Annotated in this window: 20 protein-coding genes and 1 pseudogene; 13 read left to right on the forward strand and 8 right to left on the reverse strand. The window is 46.6% G+C overall.

The window, feature by feature from the left end:
• The first annotated feature begins 78 nt into the window (after window positions 1-78).
• The 7 genes from HBN79_RS09245 (at window position 79) to HBN79_RS09275 (ending at window position 5,996) form a co-directional block, all read left to right on the forward strand.
• Window positions 79-1,560, forward strand: a complete 1,482-nt coding sequence (locus HBN79_RS09245) for an amino acid permease (protein WP_169916599.1) — start codon at window positions 79-81, stop codon at window positions 1,558-1,560.
• Window positions 1,561-1,665: 105 nt separating this feature from the next.
• Window positions 1,666-2,229: a TetR/AcrR family transcriptional regulator gene (locus tag HBN79_RS09250; protein ID WP_169916600.1), complete on the forward strand. Its 564-nt coding sequence runs from the start codon at window positions 1,666-1,668 to the stop codon at window positions 2,227-2,229.
• A 385-nt stretch (window positions 2,230-2,614) separates the two neighbouring features.
• The gene (locus HBN79_RS09255) at window positions 2,615-3,169 is read left to right on the forward strand and encodes an OsmC family protein (protein ID WP_169916601.1); all 555 of its coding nucleotides are present in this window, start codon (window positions 2,615-2,617) and stop codon (window positions 3,167-3,169) included.
• A gap of 96 nt (window positions 3,170-3,265) precedes the next feature.
• Window positions 3,266-4,039 carry an SDR family oxidoreductase gene (locus HBN79_RS09260; protein WP_169916602.1) on the forward strand — a complete coding sequence of 258 codons (774 nt, stop codon included), beginning with the start codon at window positions 3,266-3,268 and terminating at the stop codon, window positions 4,037-4,039.
• A gap of 175 nt (window positions 4,040-4,214) precedes the next feature.
• The gene (locus HBN79_RS09265; protein WP_169916603.1) at window positions 4,215-4,838 is read left to right on the forward strand and encodes a TetR/AcrR family transcriptional regulator; all 624 of its coding nucleotides are present in this window, start codon (window positions 4,215-4,217) and stop codon (window positions 4,836-4,838) included.
• A 60-nt stretch (window positions 4,839-4,898) separates the two neighbouring features.
• Entirely contained in the window at window positions 4,899-5,594 is a 696-nt protein-coding gene (locus tag HBN79_RS09270) for a DsbA family oxidoreductase (RefSeq protein ID WP_169916604.1), read from the forward strand.
• Between the two features lie 72 nt (window positions 5,595-5,666).
• On the forward strand, window positions 5,667-5,996 hold the full coding sequence (locus HBN79_RS09275; RefSeq protein WP_169916605.1) for a thioredoxin family protein: 330 nt from the start codon (window positions 5,667-5,669) through the stop codon (window positions 5,994-5,996).
• 38 nt (window positions 5,997-6,034) lie between these two features.
• Here the strand turns inward: HBN79_RS09275 and kefC are convergent, their stop codons facing one another.
• From kefC to HBN79_RS09300, 5 genes are all read right to left on the reverse strand, one after another.
• Window positions 6,035-7,861: a glutathione-regulated potassium-efflux system protein KefC gene (kefC, locus tag HBN79_RS09280; protein ID WP_169916606.1), complete on the reverse strand. Its 1,827-nt coding sequence runs from the start codon at window positions 7,859-7,861 to the stop codon at window positions 6,035-6,037.
• A 1-nt stretch (window position 7,862) separates the two neighbouring features.
• On the reverse strand, window positions 7,863-8,384 hold the full coding sequence (kefF, locus tag HBN79_RS09285; RefSeq protein ID WP_169916607.1) for a glutathione-regulated potassium-efflux system oxidoreductase KefF: 522 nt from the start codon (window positions 8,382-8,384) through the stop codon (window positions 7,863-7,865).
• A 186-nt stretch (window positions 8,385-8,570) separates the two neighbouring features.
• Complete coding sequence (locus HBN79_RS09290; RefSeq protein WP_169916608.1) at window positions 8,571-8,789, reverse strand: 4-oxalocrotonate tautomerase family protein; 219 nt, start codon at window positions 8,787-8,789, stop codon at window positions 8,571-8,573.
• 169 nt (window positions 8,790-8,958) lie between these two features.
• Entirely contained in the window at window positions 8,959-10,083 is a 1,125-nt protein-coding gene (locus HBN79_RS09295; protein WP_169916609.1) for an alkene reductase, read from the reverse strand.
• 43 nt (window positions 10,084-10,126) lie between these two features.
• Window positions 10,127-10,459, reverse strand: a complete 333-nt coding sequence (locus HBN79_RS09300) for a carboxymuconolactone decarboxylase family protein (RefSeq protein WP_169916610.1) — start codon at window positions 10,457-10,459, stop codon at window positions 10,127-10,129.
• Between the two features lie 288 nt (window positions 10,460-10,747).
• On the opposite strand from HBN79_RS09300, the gene HBN79_RS09305 reads away from it, so the two are divergent.
• Window positions 10,748-11,341, forward strand: a complete 594-nt coding sequence (locus tag HBN79_RS09305; protein WP_169916611.1) for an ACP phosphodiesterase — start codon at window positions 10,748-10,750, stop codon at window positions 11,339-11,341.
• A 58-nt stretch (window positions 11,342-11,399) separates the two neighbouring features.
• Here the strand turns inward: HBN79_RS09305 and HBN79_RS09310 are convergent.
• A pseudogene (locus HBN79_RS09310) lies at window positions 11,400-11,637 on the reverse strand (LuxR C-terminal-related transcriptional regulator); the annotation flags it as partial.
• Window positions 11,638-11,673: 36 nt separating this feature from the next.
• Here HBN79_RS09310 and HBN79_RS09315 point away from each other — a divergent pair.
• Window positions 11,674-11,874, forward strand: coding sequence for a YbdD/YjiX family protein (locus HBN79_RS09315; RefSeq protein ID WP_169916612.1), 201 nt, complete (start codon window positions 11,674-11,676; stop codon window positions 11,872-11,874).
• Window positions 11,875-11,964: 90 nt separating this feature from the next.
• Here HBN79_RS09315 and metC read toward each other — a convergent pair whose 3' ends face one another.
• Window positions 11,965-13,155, reverse strand: a complete 1,191-nt coding sequence (gene metC / locus HBN79_RS09320) for a cystathionine beta-lyase (protein WP_169916613.1) — start codon at window positions 13,153-13,155, stop codon at window positions 11,965-11,967.
• A gap of 181 nt (window positions 13,156-13,336) precedes the next feature.
• On the opposite strand from metC, the gene HBN79_RS09325 reads away from it, so the two are divergent.
• From HBN79_RS09325 to HBN79_RS09340, 4 genes are all read left to right on the forward strand, one after another.
• Window positions 13,337-13,795: an Lrp/AsnC family transcriptional regulator gene (locus HBN79_RS09325; protein WP_169916614.1), complete on the forward strand. Its 459-nt coding sequence runs from the start codon at window positions 13,337-13,339 to the stop codon at window positions 13,793-13,795.
• An 84-nt stretch (window positions 13,796-13,879) separates the two neighbouring features.
• Window positions 13,880-14,530 carry a GntR family transcriptional regulator gene (locus HBN79_RS09330; RefSeq protein WP_169916615.1) on the forward strand — a complete coding sequence of 217 codons (651 nt, stop codon included), beginning with the start codon at window positions 13,880-13,882 and terminating at the stop codon, window positions 14,528-14,530.
• 633 nt (window positions 14,531-15,163) lie between these two features.
• The gene (locus HBN79_RS09335; RefSeq protein WP_169916616.1) at window positions 15,164-16,369 is read left to right on the forward strand and encodes a mandelate racemase/muconate lactonizing enzyme family protein; all 1,206 of its coding nucleotides are present in this window, start codon (window positions 15,164-15,166) and stop codon (window positions 16,367-16,369) included.
• A gap of 68 nt (window positions 16,370-16,437) precedes the next feature.
• A complete protein-coding gene (locus tag HBN79_RS09340; RefSeq protein WP_169916617.1) occupies window positions 16,438-17,757 on the forward strand; it encodes an MFS transporter in 1,320 nt (439 codons plus the stop codon).
• A gap of 363 nt (window positions 17,758-18,120) precedes the next feature.
• On the opposite strand, the gene HBN79_RS09345 is transcribed toward HBN79_RS09340, so the two are convergent.
• Window positions 18,121-19,020 (reverse strand): DMT family transporter, encoded by a 900-nt coding sequence (locus HBN79_RS09345; RefSeq protein ID WP_262372322.1) that lies wholly within the window; start codon window positions 19,018-19,020, stop codon window positions 18,121-18,123.
• Window positions 19,021-19,375 lie beyond the last annotated feature (355 nt).

Here is a 19,375-nt window from a genome sequence, read left to right on the forward strand (position 1 = left end):
TATCTCGTTGGTAAAAGGATTAGAAGTTAAGAATTGCTATGGATAATAAAAACTGCAGATAAATCGCTTGGGTGAAGTATGAAAAAACAAAAAATAGAATCCCTAACAGCAACTCAGTGCAGTGACAAAAAAAATGATGCATCGAACTGGCTCGATTCTCAAGATAGTGGGTATTCGAAGCATTTAAAAAAACGGCATGTGCAAATGATGGCCTTGGGAGGTGCGATCGGAACTGGCTTGTTCTTAGGTGCTGGTGCTAGGTTGCAAATTGCGGGGCCAGCACTTGCAGTTGTGTATCTAATTTGTGGCATATTTGCGTTCTTTATACTAAGGGCCCTTGGCGAACTGGTTATGCATCGCCCAAGTAGTGGAAGTTTTGTGTCCTATACCAGAGAGTTTATGGGGGAACGTGCATCCTTCGTTGCGGGTTGGATGTATTTTGTTGTATGGGCATTAACTGGTGTGGTTGATATTACTGCTATTGCTATATACATGAAATACTGGAGTGTGTTCTCGGATGTACCTCAGTGGCTATTTGCATTGAGTGCTTTAGGCGTAGTGACGCTAATGAATATGGTTGGTGTCAAATGGTTTGGTGAAATGGAATTTTGGTTTGCTGTGATAAAAGTAGCTGCAATTAGCATATTTTTGATAGTTGGATCGTATTTTTTTGCAACGGGTCATGAAGTGGCTGGTCATATCCCAGGCTTTCATTTGATAACAGATAACGGTGGGGTCTTTCCTCATGGAATATTACCAGCGATTATCATCGTGCAAGGTGTCATTTTTGCTTATGCAAGCATAGAGTTGGTCGGAACAGCAGCTGGAGAAACGGCAGATCCAAGAAAAGTGATTCCAAAAGCAATTAATGGTGTGATTTGGAGGATTAGCCTTTTTTATGTTGGTTCCGTATTCTTGCTTGTTACGGTATTACCTTGGACTGCCTACAGTGCAAATGTTAGCCCGTTTGTCACGTTTTTTGAGGCACTTGGTATCCCAGGAATTGGTTCCGTCATGAACATTGTTGTAATGACGGCAGCACTTTCTAGTCTCAATTCAGGATTGTATGCTACGGGTCGTGTGTTGAGATCACTTGCTATGGGCGGATCTGCACCCAAAATGTTTAAGCGCATGAGTACTCAAGGTGTGCCCTATATGGGGATTTTGGTTACCATGGGCATTAACGTATTTGGTGTTATTTTGAATTTCCTCATTCCCTCTCAATTGTTTGAGCTTTTACTGAATTTGGTCTCTCTGGGGATACTTTCTACGTGGGCCTTCATAGTTCTTTCTCAAATTATGTATCGCCGTGCAGTGAAGAGGGGCGAGGTGGAAATGGTCTCATTCAAAATGCCTGGAGCGCCGTTTACTTCATGGCTGACGCTCGGTTTTTTACTCGTAGTATTGGTTCTCTTGGCGCTCGACTATCCAAATGGTACTTATACTGTCCTCTCTATACCTTTAGTCGCAGGAGCATTGATGCTTGGTTGGTCGAGGGCAGTTCGCTCAAAAGAAAAGGACTTAGAAGGAGCGGGTACACCTAGTCACGTAGGGGCCTAGCTTATTAGCGATGAGAGCACGTCTCGCGGCGTTCTCTCATCGCTTTGAGTTGAACCATAGTGCTAAGACGGCTAATATGCCTGTATCAAACATTTAGGTAAGCTTATGAGCACGCGTTCAGACCTTTTAACTGCTGCCGAATTATTGCTACGTACCAAAGGCTACTCTGCATTTAGCTATGCTGATTTAGCTCAAGAAATTGGTATTAAAAAAGCCAGTATCCATCATCACTTTCCTACAAAAGAAGGGTTGGGTATTGCAGTTATTGAGAGCTATCTTTTTAGATTTACTAAAAATTTAGATCTGATTAACGAGGAGAGTTCCGATACCATCATCCGGTTGAAAGCATTTTCATCTCTGTTTGTTGATAGCTCGAAAAATGGGATGCTACCTCTGTGCGGTGCACTTGCAGCTGAGCTGTCTGCTTTGCCTGATAGTCTCAAAGAACTGACTAGAAAGTTTTTCGAAATACATATCTCATGGTTGGAGGAAAATATTGCGAAGGGGCAGGGTGAGAGCGTTATAAAGGCAGACCTTAATCCTAAAGAAATTTCACGTGCTATTTTGAGCTTGCTTGAAGGTAGTAGCTTCGTTTCTTGGGCGTTCAACGATAAGGTTGTCGACCAATCTGGGTTTGATTTTATTTTGCAGAAAATTATCGTTTCGTAATTTCTATCTAGAATACGATTTGATGATCCCTTTCCGGATTTCTTCTTAAGTCATTGTTTTTGCCCATCTTTTAGATGGGCCCCATCTCGTAACGTCTCCGATACTCTGTAGATTTTCTCTGCATAGGTTGAATCTTCCCGCTCGAATACAAAGCTCATGGCGTTTTAGCCTGGTGAAGCTCCGTATCTGCCTGTCTGTTCTGACAGGTAGCGTATCGATGCGCGCCTTGTTTCATAGGGCTTTGGAGGCATTGGTGTCATCAAGATCTCTAGCGCAGGGATTATTTTTCCAAAAACTCTGTTGCAAGCCAACCTACCAGTTGGTAGGATTGTTTTGTCGCAAACAAACCCACACGAAACAATGCGCTCCACAGAGGATTTACCAAATGACAAATAATCTGAATGGTATTGATGTAGCCGCACTGCAGCAGTTTGCCCAAGGCGTTGCTGAGGATGCTTCCAAGCGGCACGCCAGCTTTAACGTCAAGACTCAGTGGAAAGGCCAAACACGCTCTGTGGCAAAAGTCAGCCGCTACAGCCTCGCCGGTGAGACCTATTCACGTGATTTCGAAATCGTCGCCGATGAGCCAAATGAGTTGCTTGGCCAGAATACTGCGCCGAACCCTCAGGAACTGCTGATGGCGGCCCTCAATGCCTGTATGTCAGTAGGCTACGCGGCCAACGCTGCAATGATGGGTATCAAGATCCACAGTCTGGAAATTGAGACTGACGGTACCCTCGATCTACGTGGTTTTCTGGGTTTGGACGAGAACGTTAACCCAGGCTACGACGAAGTAAGTGTTGTAATTCGTTTGCACACCGACGCATCCCGTGAGCGTGTGGAAGAGCTGCATAAGAATGTGATCAAGACATCGGTCAACTATGCCAACTTTTCTAAAGCCATTCGTATGGTGCCAACGCTCGAAGTTCTAGAAGACTGATTTTTAGGGTTTGACACCTGCTGAACCCTAAAAGCGCCAGTTGAGGAGTTTTCTCTGGCGCTACGGTTTTCGTAATCTAGTTACCGGGAGCATGAAATGAACGATTTTTTCAAAGGTAAGAAACTGCTTGTCGTCGGTGGTACCAGCGGAATGGGCTTGGAAACTGCTCGTATGGTGCTGAAAGCGGGTGGCAGCGTGGTGCTGACGGGTAGCAAGCAAGACAAGGCAGACGCCGTCCGTAGCGAATTGAGCCCGCTTGGCCCGGTTTCAGTGATAGTCGCAAACCTCATGACAGAAGAGGGTATGAATTTCGTTCGTAACGAAATCAACACAAATCATAGCGATATCAGCCTGATGGTTAACTCCGCTGGTATTTTCATTCCCAAAGCTTTCACTGAGCACGACGAGGCTGAGTACGATATGTACCTGTCTATTAATCGTGCAACGTTCTTCATCACCCAAGCGGTGGTCAAGAACATGCTCGCCGCCAAGCGGGAAGGGTCAATTGTCAACGTTGGCTCCATCGGCGCACAGGCTGCTTTGGCAGGTTCGCCGTCCTCTGCCTATTCCATGGCTAAAGCAGGTCTGCATGCGCTGACCCGCAACCTTGCGATTGAATTGGCTCACTCGGGCATCCGCGTAAACGCCGTCTCTCCAGGAATTGTTCACACATCTATCTATGAGGGCTTCATGGACAAAGAGGCAATCCCAGAAGCGATGAAGTCTCTGAACGATTTTCACCCACTGGGCCGAGTTGGCGTTCCGGAAGATGTGGCCAACACTATCGTGTTCCTGTTGTCGGATAAGACATCCTGGGTGACCGGTGCTATCTGGGACGTGGATGCGGGAATCATGGCCGTTCGTGCCTGATTTCAGCTAACGCTGTCTGATGGGAGCTGCCAAAATCGACTCCCATTCCATCACCAAGAGTGCTGGGAGGTGTAATGGCTCGAGTGATTATTCACGGCTATCTGACTGGCCCAGCTGGCTTCAACTACCAGCTTTTGGTGTAGGGCGGCTTAGTTCTGGGCGCAGGAGTTTTTCAATGTCAGGTTCGACAAGAGCAGCGCTGTTAAAAGTCGCGGAAAATCAGATGAGGTCTAAGGGCTACTCAGCATTTAGCTATGCAGATCTAGCCACGACGATTGGCATTAGAAAAGCCAGCATTCATCACCACTTTCCGACCAAAGAGTGTCTTGGTCAAGAGTTGATTAAAGACTCTATCATTCGCTTTGATGCGACTATTCTGTCAATTGAAGACGCTGATGAAGACTCTATGTTGCGGCTTCGAGCCTTCTCCCGTCTATTCGTCGATAGTGGGAATGAAGGGCTTCTACCGTTGTGTGGTGCACTGGCGGCAGAAATGGCAGCGCTACCCTTATCACTTCAAGTGCTGACTCGAGTTTTTTTTGAGACACAACTTGACTGGCTACAGAGAACCATTAGCGAGGTAGCCATTCAGAAAGGATGGATACTTTCCAAGCCAGCTAAATCCTATGCATTCATGCTCTTGAGTGTGTTAGAGGGGGAGTGCCTTATTGATTGGACATTAGGTAGATCAGCTGATCCCTTAGCAGGATTCGACTACATACTCGAATCCCTGGAGCAATCAGTCGTGATGCCTGCTCGTCAGATCAGACACACCAAAAGCAAGCAGCCGAGTTGTTAATAGTCGCTTTTAGTTTTCCTTAATAGCGACGCCTTTATTCCCTTCACTAGAGAGAGATTTATGAGCGGTATTCCGAAGAAATTCGTAGTTGATATTTGGTCTGATTATGTCTGTCCTTGGTGCTGGGTCGCTAAGCGTCGTTTTGAGAAAGCGCTTGAAAGCTTTCCTCACAAGGACAGCGTTCAAGTTAACGTCAGAGCTTACCGTCTTGCCCCGAACCATGTTGCTGAACCTATGGTCGGAGCCCTCAAGCGTAAGTTGGGTAGTCCAGCCGCTGCTGTAACCATGATGAATACAGTTAAGCAATATGGCGCATCTACGGGGCTTGATTACCATTTTGAAACCATGATGTTTGGTGATACAGCGGATGCTCACGTATTAGTCAAAGCAGTCGAAGATGAAGTCGTGAAGAAAAACCTTATGGAAGCGCTCTATGAGCAAAGTACCACCCAAGGTAAATCGCTGTTTGACAGAACAAGTCTAGAGGCGATAGCAAAGTCTGTTGGGGTATCTGATGAGTCGATTCGACTCGCGTGGTCATCCCCTGATCTGCGCCTTCAGATGCAGAGCGACGAGCGCGCGGCGGCTCAATTTGGGTCAGGCGTTCCTTTTTTTGTTTTCAATAATTCGTTCTCTGTTTCGGGTGCTCAGTCTCAAGAAGCTTTTCTTCAAGCACTGAACCAAATGTATTTGGAATCAAAGGGTGAGGATGAGTCGTTTAATGGCCAAGTCTGCGGTCTTGATGGTTGTAATTGATGTTAGAGAGATTGCGGCACCTGATGGTGCTGCAATTTCTGTGTCTGAAATTGCATCGTGGGTGAGGTGAAAATGAACCGTATCGTAGACTTGAAAGCCGAACAGTTCACTCGATTCGTTGCAAAGGGGAACAGTGTCGTGCTGTTTTCGGCGTCTTGGTGCAAACCATGCCAAGAGATGAAGCCGGTCTTTCACGACCTTGCAGACAAGATGCATTCTCGCGCATCCTTTGCAAGGATCGATGTAGCTGTTTCGCCGACGATTTCCCAAATGTATGGGATCCGGTCAGTGCCATCCTTGGCGATTTTTCACGAAGGGCGGTTGCGCTTAGTCTTGGCCGGCTCTCGTTCTGTTGCCGCGTTGAAGAAAGCAATCCTGGCTGAGTTAAAGGACGTCTTGTAAAGCTACCTTAAAGTGGCTTTAGATTTTTCTGCCTTGGATTAGCTATCTTTCTCTTCCGGCTTGGCGCGACTTTTATCAGGCCAGTTGTTGATAGTATGAGCTCGGTCTTCGTTGAATATTTCTGTTAGAAGGGCGTTTGCCCGCTTGTATGCGTCGTACTTGAATTCAGTGTCCTCCTCGGGCTGTCGGGCCATTTCTTCAAGCATTTCCTGGTTCAATCGGCGGAAGCGATCCGCGCGTTCACGGGCTTCATAGCGCCCAACACCAAGTTGTTCCAAGGCTTTGCGTCCAAGGGACAAAGCGCTTTCAAAAGTCTCCCGCTCGGCTTCCTCTATACCCATTTGGCGTAGGGTAATGATGTGTCCCATATCACGAGCGCGCACTACCAGTTTCATGGCGGGGAAATGCTCTTGGGCCAGCCGTGTCAGTGCCAAGTTGTCTTCCTGGTTGTCGATGGCGTTGATCAGAACCACTGCTTGAGCTGCACCAGCGGCGTGCAGCAAATCAAGACGGGTCGCGTCGCCGTAGAACACCTTGACTCCGAACTTGCGTAACGTTTCGATATGATCGGGGTCGTGATCTAGCACCACCACTTCAAAACCACAGGACATTAATAGACGGCCTGCAATTTGGCCGAATCTACCGAAGCCAGCGATGATTACCCGAGGATTGCGTTGGTCGATGGTGTCAGCTTCCTGATTGTCCTGTTTGCGCGCTGATTCCAAGCGATTGAGCACTAGAATCAGCAGAGGAGTCACACACATGGAAAGTGCTACCGCCAAGGTTAGACTTTTACCCCAAGGGTCGACCAGGATGCCCGCAACCGTTGCTGCGCCAAATACCACAAAGGCGAACTCACTGCCCTGACCGAGAAATACCGCCTGCCAAGAGCGCTGTTGAGTAGGAACGTTCAGGAAGCGGCCAAGAAGTTTGATCACCAGCAGCTTGATCAGGATAAAACCTAAGGTCAGTGTTAAAACTTTCAGTGGTGCATCAATCAGCGTGCCAAAGTCGATCGACATACCGACGCCGATAAAGAATAAACCAAGCAGTAGCCCCTTGAATGGCTCAATGTCGCTTTCCAGCGCATGCCGGTACTCTGAGCTTGCTAATAGGACACCGGCGAGAAATGCCCCCATAGCCATGGACAATCCTGCCTCTTCTAGCAACAACCCAAATCCAAACACTAGGAAGAGCGCCACGGCACTGAAGATTTCGCGCAAGCCTGAGCGCGCAACAAAGCGCAGAACGGGTCGTGAGACGTACTGACCCAAGAGCACCACCGCGCCGATCGCGCCGACGATTTTTGCAATGGACAACGCGAGCTCCGCGCCGGAGGGCGTACCACCATTTGCCGCTAACAATGGAATCATCGCGACCAGCGGAATCGCTGCAATGTCCTGGAATAACAACACGGCAAAGCTGCTGCGGCCCACGGCAGTGGGTGTCATATTTCGCTCGTTCATGGCCTGCATGGCGATGGCGGTCGACGATAGACTTAGCGTCAACCCCACCAATAGTGCTGCTGACCAGTTCAAGCCAAGTGCGGCACAAAACACGGCAATTGCAGCGCCGCAGACCAGCATCTGCAATGCACCGCCACCGAAGACCATTCGGCGCATGGCCCAAAGACGTTTGGGATCAAGTTCGAGACCAATGATAAACAACATCAAAACTACGCCGATTTCAGCAAAGTGCAGAATGGATTCCACATCCGTAACAAGCTTCAGGCCCCAGGGGCCAATCAGGCAGCCGGCCAATAGATAGCCCAGAACTGGGCCAAGTCCTAATCGAACGGCTATCGGGACTATCAATGCAGCAGAGCCCAAGTAAATGAGCATCTCAATCAGACTGTGAGTCTCCATCTTAATATTCCTTCCAGGAGGCCAACCGCGAGTAATAATGCTCGATTTGTGAGTGTATGAAGTCAGGTTCATCTGCATACGCACCGTGTACCACCACAGGATTCAGCCAGCGCATGTTGCAATAGATTGCTGTTGCGTGGAGGGGTTGAGCCAACACCGAAAAACCTGGATGGTCGCCAATTTGGAAATGATCGTGCTCGCCACCCGTCGTGACGGCCCACATCAGACTCTTATCTTTTAGGCCGACAGAGCCTTTGCCGTATGCCCATCCGTGGGTGAATACTTTATCTATCCATAATTTCAAAAGCGGCGGGGAGCTGTACCAATACATCGGATGTTGCAATACGAGCAGTTGAGCTTGATCGACTGCTCTCTGTTCAGCCTCAACGTCGATATTGAAGTCCGGATAAAGGTCGTACAAGGAGCGTACGACAACGTCCGGATTGCTTGATACGCGCTCGAGCATTGCTTGATTAACAAGTGATTTTTCGGGGTAGGGATGAGCATAAATGATAAGAATCAAGATGACCTCCAGGAGGTCCGTTAGTCGATGAGCGATAGAACCCACCCTCATAAAGGATGGTTTAAATTCAGTACTTTGAGGCCAATTAATTTTTGTGAACGAAAAAGCCCTTCCTGGAGAAGATGCCAAGTCCCAAGGAACGAGATACACCAAATCCAGAAAAGGCTTGATTGTCAGAGCAGCGCTTTACTCGCCAGCTTGTATCTTGAGCACCTTTTCTGCGGTTATTGGCTCTCCTGCAATTCCCCAACTACCGCTTTTTACTTCTTCGAAAAGAACCCAAGTGAGAGCTCGCATGTTTTCACCTTCGACTGAAACCATGGCTTCCGTAACTTTGTGAATCGCCTCGGCTTTCTGTTCTTCCGTGAAAACGCCTTCGATACCTTTAATGATGACTAACGGCATGGTGTGCTCCATTTATGCAAGGGCTTAGGGTCAGTGTCGAAGACGCCCACATCTTCGCGACCTTCGGGGTACGGATTTTTCCCGTCGATACAACAGACATGACAGGCAGGTTCCGGATTACGACAGGACAGCCCACGCAGAAATGAATGTGGGCTAGGCCTTTAAGCAATTACGCTTTAGCTGGAGCAGGTTGAGTCGCGTTACCGTAATTCGGATAGTCGGTATAACCCTTGTCAATCGAACCACTGACACCGTAGTAGGTTGTGCGATCGCCTTCCGATAGTGGCCAGCCGTTCTGCATACGCTCCACCAGATCTGGGTTGGCAATGTAAGCAGTACCGAAGGCGATCAGGTCGAGTTCGCCTTTGGCTAGTTCAGACTCAGCAATATCTTTGGTGAAGCCGCCGGCTGCCATCAAAGTGCCTTTGTAAGCTTCGCGGAATGCGGCACCAAACCCTGGAGGGGTTTGCGCGACTAGGATGGTTGGCTGGTAATTCAGGTGAACGAATGCAAGCTCGCGATCATTAAGTGCATCAGCCATGCTCATCCAAGTTTCTGCTTCGCCCTCGTATACGCCGAAGTCATACAGGCGGCCAAATGGCGAGAACCGTACACCTATCTTGGAACCGCCGATTTCAGCAGCAATTGCGTCAATGGTTTCAAGCAGGAAACGCTGGCGATTGGCGATAGAGCCGCCGTACTGGTCGGTACGAGTATTCAGGGCGCTGCTCAGGAATTGATCGAACAGGAAGCCATTGGCAGCCATGATTTCGATACCGTCAAAACCAGCGTCAATAGCCATGCGAGCCGATTTCACGAAATCCGCAACAACGCGTTTCACTTCGTCAGTTGTCAATGCGCGTGGTGCGGAGGGTTGAACCGGGCCAGATTTTTCAGGCTCTATCCAAGCATATACCGTGGTATCTACCGCAGGGATAGTACCCGAGGAGACTGGTATTATGCCGTGCACCGAAACATGGGACATGCGGCCAACGTGCCAGAGTTGCGCAAAAATCTTCCCCCCTTTGGCATGCACTGCATCTGTGACTGTACGCCAGCCTGGCAAGTGCTCTTTAGCATAAATCCCAGGGGTATATAGATAGCCACGAGCCTCGTCGGAAATTGGCAGCCCTTCAGTGATCAGCAGTCCAGCAGAAGCACGCTGCGCGTAGTACAGCGCGTTGGATTCATTTGGAATGTTGTTCAGCGTCCTTGTGCGAGTCATTGGGGCCATGACAACGCGGTTCTTCAGAGATGTTCCGGCCAGATCGTAAGGTGTGAACAGCTTATTCATGATTACTCTCGACGTCGTGTGAGGGAGCAAGGTCGCGTTTGATTTATGACTTGTCGAACGCGTCGAGTACGTGGGTGCTATACACCAGTGCTGCACCGGCGTTCATGTTGATGGCAACACTCAGTGCCTCAGCAACTTCCTCGCTTGTAATACCGAGCTTCTTGGCTTCCGCTGCGTGGAAAGCAATGCAACCATCGCATCGAGTCGTAACGGCTACTGCTAAGGAAATTAGCTCGCGAGTCTTCGCATCCAGATGGTTTGTTTTGCTACCGGCAGCGCCGAGTGCAGCCATGCCCTTCATGGTCTCCGGGGACAAGCCGTTGAGTTCTACCAAACGAGTGTTGATGTCTTTACGGGTCTGCTTCCAGTCTTGCATTTGATTCTCACTTGGGCGTTCAGCCCGGTTAGTGGCGCGAGGAAATGTGGAACTGGATCAAATCTACCATCCAGTTGGTAGGCTTGCAAGGGGCGTGATAGAATTTGGCACCCTAGAGATGTTGTCACTGATGGTTCAATGCTCAGATCGATGCCTAGAGCCTCTACGAATACGGTTTTAGATTGTATTTATTACAATCCTAGTAGATGGTAGTTTTTTACGCTCGACAGCAGGACGGGCTTTGAGTGTTAAGCGTTATTAAAATCATGCAGTTAGACGAGGTTATTGATGAATTACCTAGCGCACTTGCATTTGGGCGGTCAGGAGCCGCAGCAGCTCCTGGGGAGTCTCTATGGGGATTTTGTAAAGGGAACGCTTGCAGGCCATTTTCCTTTACAGACTGAAGAGGCAATCAGGTTGCATCGCCAAATTGATGTGTTCACTGACTCCCATCCATTGGTCAAAAGGGCGTTAGGACGATTTCGAGTGGCAAGGCGTCGTTATGCAGGAATTGCACTAGACATGTTTTTTGATCATTGCTTGGCTCGCGACTGGGAGCACTTTGCTGATGAGCCTCTGGAGGCTTTCGCAAAAAAGGTCTATGTCATTTTAAAAAACGAGCCTGCCTTACCGGAACGTCTGGCTCAGATCGTTCCGTCCATAATCAGAGAAGATTGGCTTGGTGCATATAAAGATTTTCCAATGATTGGTCATGGACTCAAAGTCATCTCACAGCGCTTATCCCAACCAGAAGGCATGTTTGGCGTCTACGAGGAGCTGTCAGCGCTATATGAGCCGCTGAGTGAAGATTTTCAGGAATTCTATCCAGTGTTGTGGCAGTACGCACAAGCCGGTTTAGGTGCATCAAAGACACCTCAGTGAGCTTATTTGCCTAACAGGTTAGGCTTTTCAGTAGCTTAGTTGGATTTTAGGGATAACCTCATCTTGGAATTATTCCATGGTCTATTCCATAATTTATCAAAGCAGTGGGCTTGTCGATATTAAGCTTGCGCCGGACGATGAGTCTTAACGGTTCTGACACTAATATCCAATTCGCGAGCCATTTCCTTATTGTTCAACCCTTGAGCTATTTTATATAGAACTTGGTTTTCCCGTGGGGGTGGCTCGTTCGAGTTACCATCGTCAAGAAGTAGTTTTTGCGCGATTTCAGCACTATATGTAGCAATTCCCAATGCGTAATAGAGGACTTCAACGTGTTCAATGACCTGAGTCGTTTCGGTAAGTATCTAGGTCAAGCAGCGCGCCTGATGGTTGGTATGCCCGATTACGATACGTACGTTGAGCATATGCAGACTAAGCACCCTGATAAGACGATGATGTCATATGAGGGATTTTTCAGAGAGCGACAAGAGGCTCGCTACGGGGGTGGCAACTGTCAACCTCGGTGCTGTTAGTAATGTTATGTTTTTTGCTAAATAAAGTTAAGCCCGATACCAAGTATCGGGCTTTTTTATTTGGCTATAAAGATTAATTTTAAAACATGCCTAGAGCATAATATGGTTTTTCATTTGATCAAATCGTTCAAAACCCAGTGCTAGGTCAGCAATTAGATCATCTGGATTTTCCAAGCCGATGTGCAGCCGTACCAAGTGGCCCTCATCACTCCATTGTGTTGCACTTCTGATATTGCGAGGGTCTACAGTGATAGCCAAACTTTCAAACCCACCCCAAGAGTAACCCAGGCCGAATAAGTTGAGATTGTCGAGTAGTGCCTTGACAGCCTCGAAAGGTGCGGGTTTGGTTACAAATGACAGTAGGCCAGTAGCGCCAGTGAAATCCCTTAGCCATAGGGCATGATTTGTATGGGATGGAAGCCCAGGATAAATAACGCGTGCAACCTGCTTTTGATCTTCGAGCCATTGTGCAATTTTGGTTGCATTCCGTTGATGTCTCTCCAAACGAACGTCGAGCGTGCGAAGTCCTCGGAGAGCCAAGTTTGTATCATCTGGGCTAACGTAGATGCCGCATTCAAAATGGTAGGCCTTTAATTGAGGCCAGGCGAGCGGTGAAGCCGCGATGGTGCCAATCAATGCATCTGAGTGCCCCACAATATACTTCGTGGCTGCCATGATCGACAGGTCAACACCGTGTTTGATCGCTTTGAAGTACATAGGTGTAGCCCAAGTGTTATCCAGCAGCACTAGGGCACCGCAGTCATGGGCCGCTTCGGCAATCGCAGGTATATCCTGTATTTCAAAGGTGTGGGATCCAGGAGACTCAGTAAACACTGCCTTCGTATTGGATTGAAAGAGGGTTTTTATGTCATGCCCAATCTGTGGGTCATAGTAAGTGGTTTCGATCCCGAACCGTTTTCCAGCCGTTTCCAAAAAGTGACGTGTTGGGGCATAAACGGTATCAGGTACCAAAATGTGCTCGCCTGAGCCAACGACGGAAAGTATCGCCGTGACGCAGGCTGACAGTCCTGATGGACAGAGAACAGTTCCAGTTGCTCCTTCAAGTGCTGTGATCGCTTCGCAGAGAGCCTCGGTGGATGGGTTGTTCCAGCGGCCGTATTGATACCTTTGACTACCGTGCTGCATAGAGTCGACATTGGGGAATATTACAGTTGAACCACGGTATATTGGAGGATTTACGAAGCCATAATGTTCTTCGGGGTGACTTCCCGTGTGCGTAAGTACAGTTGAGGGAGAGTGTATTACCTTTTTATTTTTCATAGATTTTCCCATCGATGAGTCTATTGGCGAGACCTTAAGTATATTTTTATGTGAAGGAAACTATCTTTCGATTGTTTGTCATTTATAGCCATTCTGGTTAATTTTATTAGCTGAAAATGATGCTATGGAAGTTTTTCAAAAGTTGTGCGAGGATGCCTAAATTCGCCTATGAGGGAAAATCATGATTGAGTTAGACAAAGTAGATCGGACGATTCTCAGCATTATTCAGATGAATGGCCGATTGACTAACGCGGAAATTGCCGCGCGCGTATCTCTCTCGCCACCAGCAAGCTGGAAGCGTCTTAAGCGACTCGAGGAAGAAGTTATTGATGGTTATTATGCAACCCTTAACAGAAAGGCTCTTGGCTTAAATGTCTTTGCGTTTATTAGTATTACGCTTGATAGCCACTCAGAAGAGGCGATGGATAATTTTGAGCGAGGTGTTGATGCGCTGCCTAATGTGTTGGCGTGTCATAACATATCTGGGAAATATGATTACTTGTTGCAGGTTGTTGTAGAGGACATGGATGAGTTTCATAAGTTGGCCATGTTTAAGATTCGTAGGTTGGGCAATATCAAAGAGATGTACACAGGGTTTTCGTTGCGAGAAGTTAAGCGGAGTACAACGCTACCTCTTTGAGATTAGTTGGAAAGCATTTAGTGAAGTGGTATTTTATATTGTTTTTTTGATAATCTGGTTTGTGATTTTTAAGGGTATTAGAGCATGGCAAAAAAACTCGAGTCGCTTGCAGAGATTGCTGAATTTAAGATCGTGAACATGATCATAGCAGGGCACCTCAAGCTGGGCTCCAGAGTCACTGAGGCTGAACTTGCAGAGAAACTATCAATAAGCACTGCTCCTGTACATCAAGCGCTGCAGGCTTTGAACAGGCTTGGTGTGGTCATTATAAAGCCACGGAAAGGAACGTATATATTTACTTTTACCAAGGAAGACATATGTAAAATGACGCTTGCGCGTTACGCCATTGAAAGCGAGGCGCTGCGGCAAGCTCATGTAAATAGCTCTACCCGATTTAGTTTGGAGCTTTCTAGGGTGATTTCAAAAATGGAGGAGTCTGTAAGGCAGGGAGATCTAACAGGGTATTTAAAGTATGATGCTGAGTTCCATGATGTTTTCTATAAGTATTCAGAGAATGAATTTCTCGTTATGGCATCTAGCGCGATTACCATAAAAGTAATGGTGTTGTGGTATTTGAGTATTCTTGATAAGTATACAGTTGGCGATATGCTGCTATCTTTTGGTGATCATCAAGCTATTTATGAGAAGGTTGTTGTTGGCGAGATTGATCAAGCATGTAAGATCTTATCTTTGCATTTGAAACGCTTGGAAGATATATTTTCCAGGGAGGAGTAAGTGTTTTTGTTCATTTGCGAGGACGGACATGCTCCGTACGTCCTCAGGTGGTTATGGTTTTTTATCTGTGTTGTTGCTTGTTTGCGTATTGACTATTGTGAAGTTTGGAGTGAGTGAGAGTTTCTGTAGTTGAGCGCTTCGAAGTTGGTCGCTATGTTTTTTTGTGAAGCCAAGTTTGCCAAGAAGGATTTCTATCTGATGTATTGGTTGTGGGTGTTTATTATTGATAAGTGTGAGCGGTTCCCTCGCTAAGGATCTATATATGCTTTTAGATAATTAAAGTGTTTTCGCGTTTTGGAGGAGGCGTTACGCATAACTGCTGCCAGCAGCATGACTGCACGATGAGCGCCGTAAGAGCGCTGTTCACAACGGTCTAGAGATTTTTGTGAAATTTCACAGTTTTTTTTTGCGCGGCTGATATTTCACTGTGGCAGGTGGAGATGCTCTAGGTTGGCGCATGTGAATACTAATATTTAAAATAAATAATTGTAGTGCAGTGAAATTTCACGAGTTTAATTTTTTGAGATTTTTGCAGGGGTTGAAAGCTATTTGGGAAGCTGCTTTTATTAGGTTGTGTGAATGAAAAGTCCACGTTTTTCATGATAGACAAAATAATAATTGAGGCTGGTTGGTATGAGAATTACAAGTGTCGAAGTATTTGATTGCAATGTCCGTGAGAAAGATCCTGCGCTTAGTTATTTTAATCCAATTCTGATCCGTATTAACACTGATGAAGGTGTCTCTGGAATAGGAGAGGCTGGACTTGCATATGGATCAGGTTCAAATGCAGCTGTTGGCATAATCAAGGATCTTGCTCCGCGCCTCATTGGTAAAGACCCCATGCGGATTGAGTCCATCTGGGAAGACTTTTACCGTGGCACTTTCTGGGGGATGGGAGGAGGGCCAGTATTTTATGCCGGCATGAGTGCGATTGATATCGCATTGTGGGACATCAAGGGTAAAAAATATAATGCCCCTATTTACGAGCTGATCGGGGGGAAAACCAATGAAAAGCTTAGAACCTATGCCAGTCAGCTTCAATTTGGTTGGGGAGATGAACAAACAGCCCTTTTCGATCCTAAAGACTACGCGGATGCAGCCTTAAAGGCGGTTGCAGAAGGCTATGATTGTATTAAAGTCGATCCAATTCAGTTTTATGGTACCACCAAAGAAGAAAATGCGCTGAGCAACCCTAAGCAAAGTTACTATGGACTTCTACGTAACGAAGATATCAATCGAGCATACGATCGCCTGAAAGCTATGCGGGATGCCGTGGGTAAAGATGTTGATATTATCTTGGAGATTCACTCTCTGCTCGGGGCAAACTCCGCTATTCAGTTAGCCCGCGCTGTTGAAGACATAGGTATTTACTACTATGAGGAACCAACAAACCCGATGAATACTGACGCATTTGCAAGGGTTACAAATAGCGTGAGTATGCCCGTGTCCACAGGGGAGCGGAATTATACGCGCTGGGGTTATCGTGAGCTTTTAGAGAAACAGGCGGTAGCTGTAATTCAACCAGATGCTTGCTTGGTGGGAGGGATTACTGAAGCTAAGAAAATTTGCGATTATGCAAATATATATCATGCTACTGTTCAAGTGCATGTGTGCGGTGGGCCGGTTTCTACCGCAGCAGCACTGCATATTGAGACTGCAATACCCAATTTCATTATTCATGAACACCACACAATTGCTTTGAAAAAAGATATTATCGATCTTTGCAAGTATGACTATCAACCAAAGAATGGCTTTTTTACAGTTCCTGAGTTGCCTGGGCTTGGTCAAGAACTGAACGATGAAGTTGTTCATCAGTACTTGGTAGCAACAATAAAATAATAAAGCATTGTGAACTTAGCACTGGTCTTGTTTCAGGTCAGTGCTTTGTTACACCCTGGGAGTATAAAATGGAAACGAACATAGCAGCTTTTTCTAATGAGAGCTCAAGCTCAAAAGCTCTTTATGGAAAGGTGATTAGAAGAATAATACCGTACATGTTTGTTTGTTATTTATTTAATTATCTCGATCGCGTGAATGTTGGTTTTGCTAAGCTGCACATGCTTCAAGATATAGGTATGAGCGAGGCCGCGTACGGATTAGGGGCGGGTATATTTTTCATTGGATACTTGGTGTTTGGCTTGCCAAGTAATCTGATGCTGCAACGGATCGGCGCTAGGCGCTGGGTAGCGATTATCATGGTGCTGTGGGGGATTCTCTCAACCTCATTAATGTTCGTAAAAACAGCGGAAACATTTTACGTACTCAGGTTTCTCACAGGTGCCGCTGAAGCAGGTTTTTTTCCTGGTCTGATTTTGTACTTTACGCAGTGGTTTCCTGCTTCAATACGTGGACGTGTGATGGCTTTGTTTATGTCTGCTATTCCACTCTCTGGCGTTCTGGGCGGGCCGCTTTCTGGGTGGATCCTTGAAGCATTTTCGTCCAGCCCCGTTGGTGGTATGGCTGCATGGCAATGGTTATTCGTTATTGAAGGGGTGCCTACTATTCTGTTAGGTGCAGGTGTATATTTTATTTTGGATGATCGAGTACAGGATGCGCGTTGGTTAACTCAAGAAGAAAAAAATGTAATTATATCTGACTTGGCCGCTGACGAAGCCAAAAAGCCTTCCTGCAAGGCGGAGGGCATGAAGCAAGTCCTGAAAAACAAGTGGGTTTGGATTCTGGGTCTTATTTACTTCTCATTTCAAGGTGGCGTTTACGCTATTAGCTTTTGGCTTCCAACAGTAATTAAATCTGGGAATTGGGGTGGGATGTTTATGGTTGGTTCAATCACTGCCATCCCATATGCTGCAGCTGCCTTGTTCATGCTTTTCATGGGAAGATCTGCCGATGCCAGTGGTGAGCGGCGTTGGCACTTGGCAGTTCCGATGATTATGAGTGCTGTAGGTCTAGCAGTTACTGCCAGTGCAGGGGGCTCATCTACAACTGCTCTGTTAGGACTTACTATTGCAACTATGGGCGCTTTTACAGCACTCCCAATGTTTTGGCCACTGTCGAGTTCGTTCCTTAGTACGGCTTCCGCAGTAGGAGGCGTTGCAGTAATCAATTCGATAGGTCAAGTTGCGGGTTTTGCTAGTCCATATTTCGTTGGCTGGATCAAAGATACGACTCACTCAACAGATGCCGCTTGGTATTTTTTGTCAGCACTAACCCTGTTAGGGGCATTGGTAATGCTTCTTGCTACCAAAAAGCGTACCTTCCGCAGTTGAGATAGGGTTATTGCAGCGAACCACTTCGATTTGAGGTGCGGCGTTGAATATATTAATAGTTACAGATTTAATAGGGGTTATGTTGGAGCAGATATTATAAATGTTATCTGTTAATTCTTACATGGTTAATGACACCGATGCCTGATATCAAGGGTTTCGGTGTTCACCTGCTCTTGTGTATTGTTGAGATTAACTTATATCCTGAAGTGGATAGCTCATCTACTCTTGTATGATTGATGGTAATGCTGGTCAAGTTGGGTTGTTGATTATTAAGGAGCTAAGGCTTGGTTTTTGAGTTAGGCTATCTTGTCGATAGTTAGTGGCCTATACAATTGGCTCAGAAATCCAGCTAGACGTATAAGGCTAGTCTTCAGTGTTTAACTTATGTATGGATGATTGTTTAGATAATAGGATTAGAGTAATTCCTCCAAGCACCGCGAGAGAGCTAAGACCAAGACGTGCAGTATAGATTTCTCCCAGTAATAAAACTCCGGCAAGTGATGCAATAACAGGGACACTGAGCTGGACGGTCGCTGCGTGGAACGATGAAAGCTGTCGCATTGCCGCGTACCAAATTGCGTATCCAATGCCAGATGCAATGGTGCCTGACGCAAATGCTGCCGCTATGCCAATAACGTCCGCATGAAAAGACTTAATGAAGGGTAGGGCCGTAAGCATGATGAGCGGTACAGACCTCATGAAGTTGCCACTTGTCGTCGCCAACGGGTCAGTCGAAGCTTTGCCAAGAATTGAATATATCCCCCAGGCTACTCCTGAAGTGATCATTATTGCTGCGCTTATCAGAGGGGGGGCATTCGTACCTGGAACAAGAATCACAACTAATCCAGAAATAGCGAAAACTAAGCCCAGTAATGTTAAAGGCCCCATTCGCTCTCCTTTGAAGAAACCGAACCCAAGCATCGTGAGTTGTACTGCTCCGAACAAAATAAGTGCGCCGATGCCAGTGTCCAGATTCAGGTATGAATAGGAAAAAGCGAATGCATAGACGTAGAGTGATAAGCCTCCTCTCCAAGTTCCTGTGCAATTTGGAGTAGACCGCCTAAGCTTAAGAATTATCCATAAAACAAACGCACCACTGACTAAACGTATAACACTAAAACTGATGGGGTCGATAGCACTGTCTCGCAGTGCCAGCCGACAAAGTACGGAGTTCGCTGCGAAAGCGACCATTGCGATGGTTGTTAGTAAAATTATGCGTCGTGATCGCTTGCTCATGATTTTTTGAGTAAAGCTGGCACTCATGAAGTAGTCTTCCACTTAATTGGGTCAGATTTAGATGTTTCATGATCGAAGAGCTATCGTTATATTTTTTAAATGCATCAATGATAGATGATAATTTTATTGTGCTAAAACTCAACCAACTGGCGATGTACTTTATTCAAAATGTAAAGCAGCTAATTTTTGCGATTGAGTGAGCTGCCAGGCGGGACTCTAGGTCAAATTGCTCCTATCACAGCTGCACATAGAAATGTGACTAATATAATCAACAAAAAAACAATGCCCCATGAGTTTTTTGTTGGTTTCCTTTGATCGCCTCTTTTGGCAGACTCACTATCGCAACAAAGTGAACTATTTCGCCCTTGTTCCCTCGCTCTCT

It is taken from the genome of Pseudomonas sp. WS 5051, from assembly GCF_012985715.1.
Classification (GTDB): Bacteria; Pseudomonadota; Gammaproteobacteria; order Pseudomonadales; family Pseudomonadaceae; genus Aquipseudomonas; species Aquipseudomonas bubulae.

Coding starts and splice junctions, on each gene's coding strand:
- HBN79_RS09245 (WP_169916599.1), top strand. CDS start 79: ATGAAAAAACAAAAAATAGAATCCCTAACAGCAACTCAGTGCAGTGAC.
- HBN79_RS09250 (WP_169916600.1), top strand. CDS start 1,666: ATGAGCACGCGTTCAGACCTTTTAACTGCTGCCGAATTATTGCTACGT.
- HBN79_RS09255 (WP_169916601.1), top strand. CDS start 2,615: ATGACAAATAATCTGAATGGTATTGATGTAGCCGCACTGCAGCAGTTT.
- HBN79_RS09260 (WP_169916602.1), top strand. CDS start 3,266: ATGAACGATTTTTTCAAAGGTAAGAAACTGCTTGTCGTCGGTGGTACC.
- HBN79_RS09265 (WP_169916603.1), top strand. CDS start 4,215: ATGTCAGGTTCGACAAGAGCAGCGCTGTTAAAAGTCGCGGAAAATCAG.
- HBN79_RS09270 (WP_169916604.1), top strand. CDS start 4,899: ATGAGCGGTATTCCGAAGAAATTCGTAGTTGATATTTGGTCTGATTAT.
- HBN79_RS09275 (WP_169916605.1), top strand. CDS start 5,667: ATGAACCGTATCGTAGACTTGAAAGCCGAACAGTTCACTCGATTCGTT.
- kefC (WP_169916606.1), bottom strand. CDS start 7,861: ATGGAGACTCACAGTCTGATTGAGATGCTCATTTACTTGGGCTCTGCT.
- HBN79_RS09290 (WP_169916608.1), bottom strand. CDS start 8,789: ATGCCGTTAGTCATCATTAAAGGTATCGAAGGCGTTTTCACGGAAGAA.
- HBN79_RS09295 (WP_169916609.1), bottom strand. CDS start 10,083: ATGAATAAGCTGTTCACACCTTACGATCTGGCCGGAACATCTCTGAAG.
- HBN79_RS09300 (WP_169916610.1), bottom strand. CDS start 10,459: ATGCAAGACTGGAAGCAGACCCGTAAAGACATCAACACTCGTTTGGTA.
- HBN79_RS09305 (WP_169916611.1), top strand. CDS start 10,748: ATGAATTACCTAGCGCACTTGCATTTGGGCGGTCAGGAGCCGCAGCAG.
- metC (WP_169916613.1), bottom strand. CDS start 13,155: ATGAAAAATAAAAAGGTAATACACTCTCCCTCAACTGTACTTACGCAC.
- HBN79_RS09325 (WP_169916614.1), top strand. CDS start 13,337: ATGATTGAGTTAGACAAAGTAGATCGGACGATTCTCAGCATTATTCAG.
- HBN79_RS09330 (WP_169916615.1), top strand. CDS start 13,880: ATGGCAAAAAAACTCGAGTCGCTTGCAGAGATTGCTGAATTTAAGATC.
- HBN79_RS09335 (WP_169916616.1), top strand. CDS start 15,164: ATGAGAATTACAAGTGTCGAAGTATTTGATTGCAATGTCCGTGAGAAA.
- HBN79_RS09340 (WP_169916617.1), top strand. CDS start 16,438: ATGGAAACGAACATAGCAGCTTTTTCTAATGAGAGCTCAAGCTCAAAA.
- HBN79_RS09345 (WP_262372322.1), bottom strand. CDS start 19,020: ATGAGTGCCAGCTTTACTCAAAAAATCATGAGCAAGCGATCACGACGC.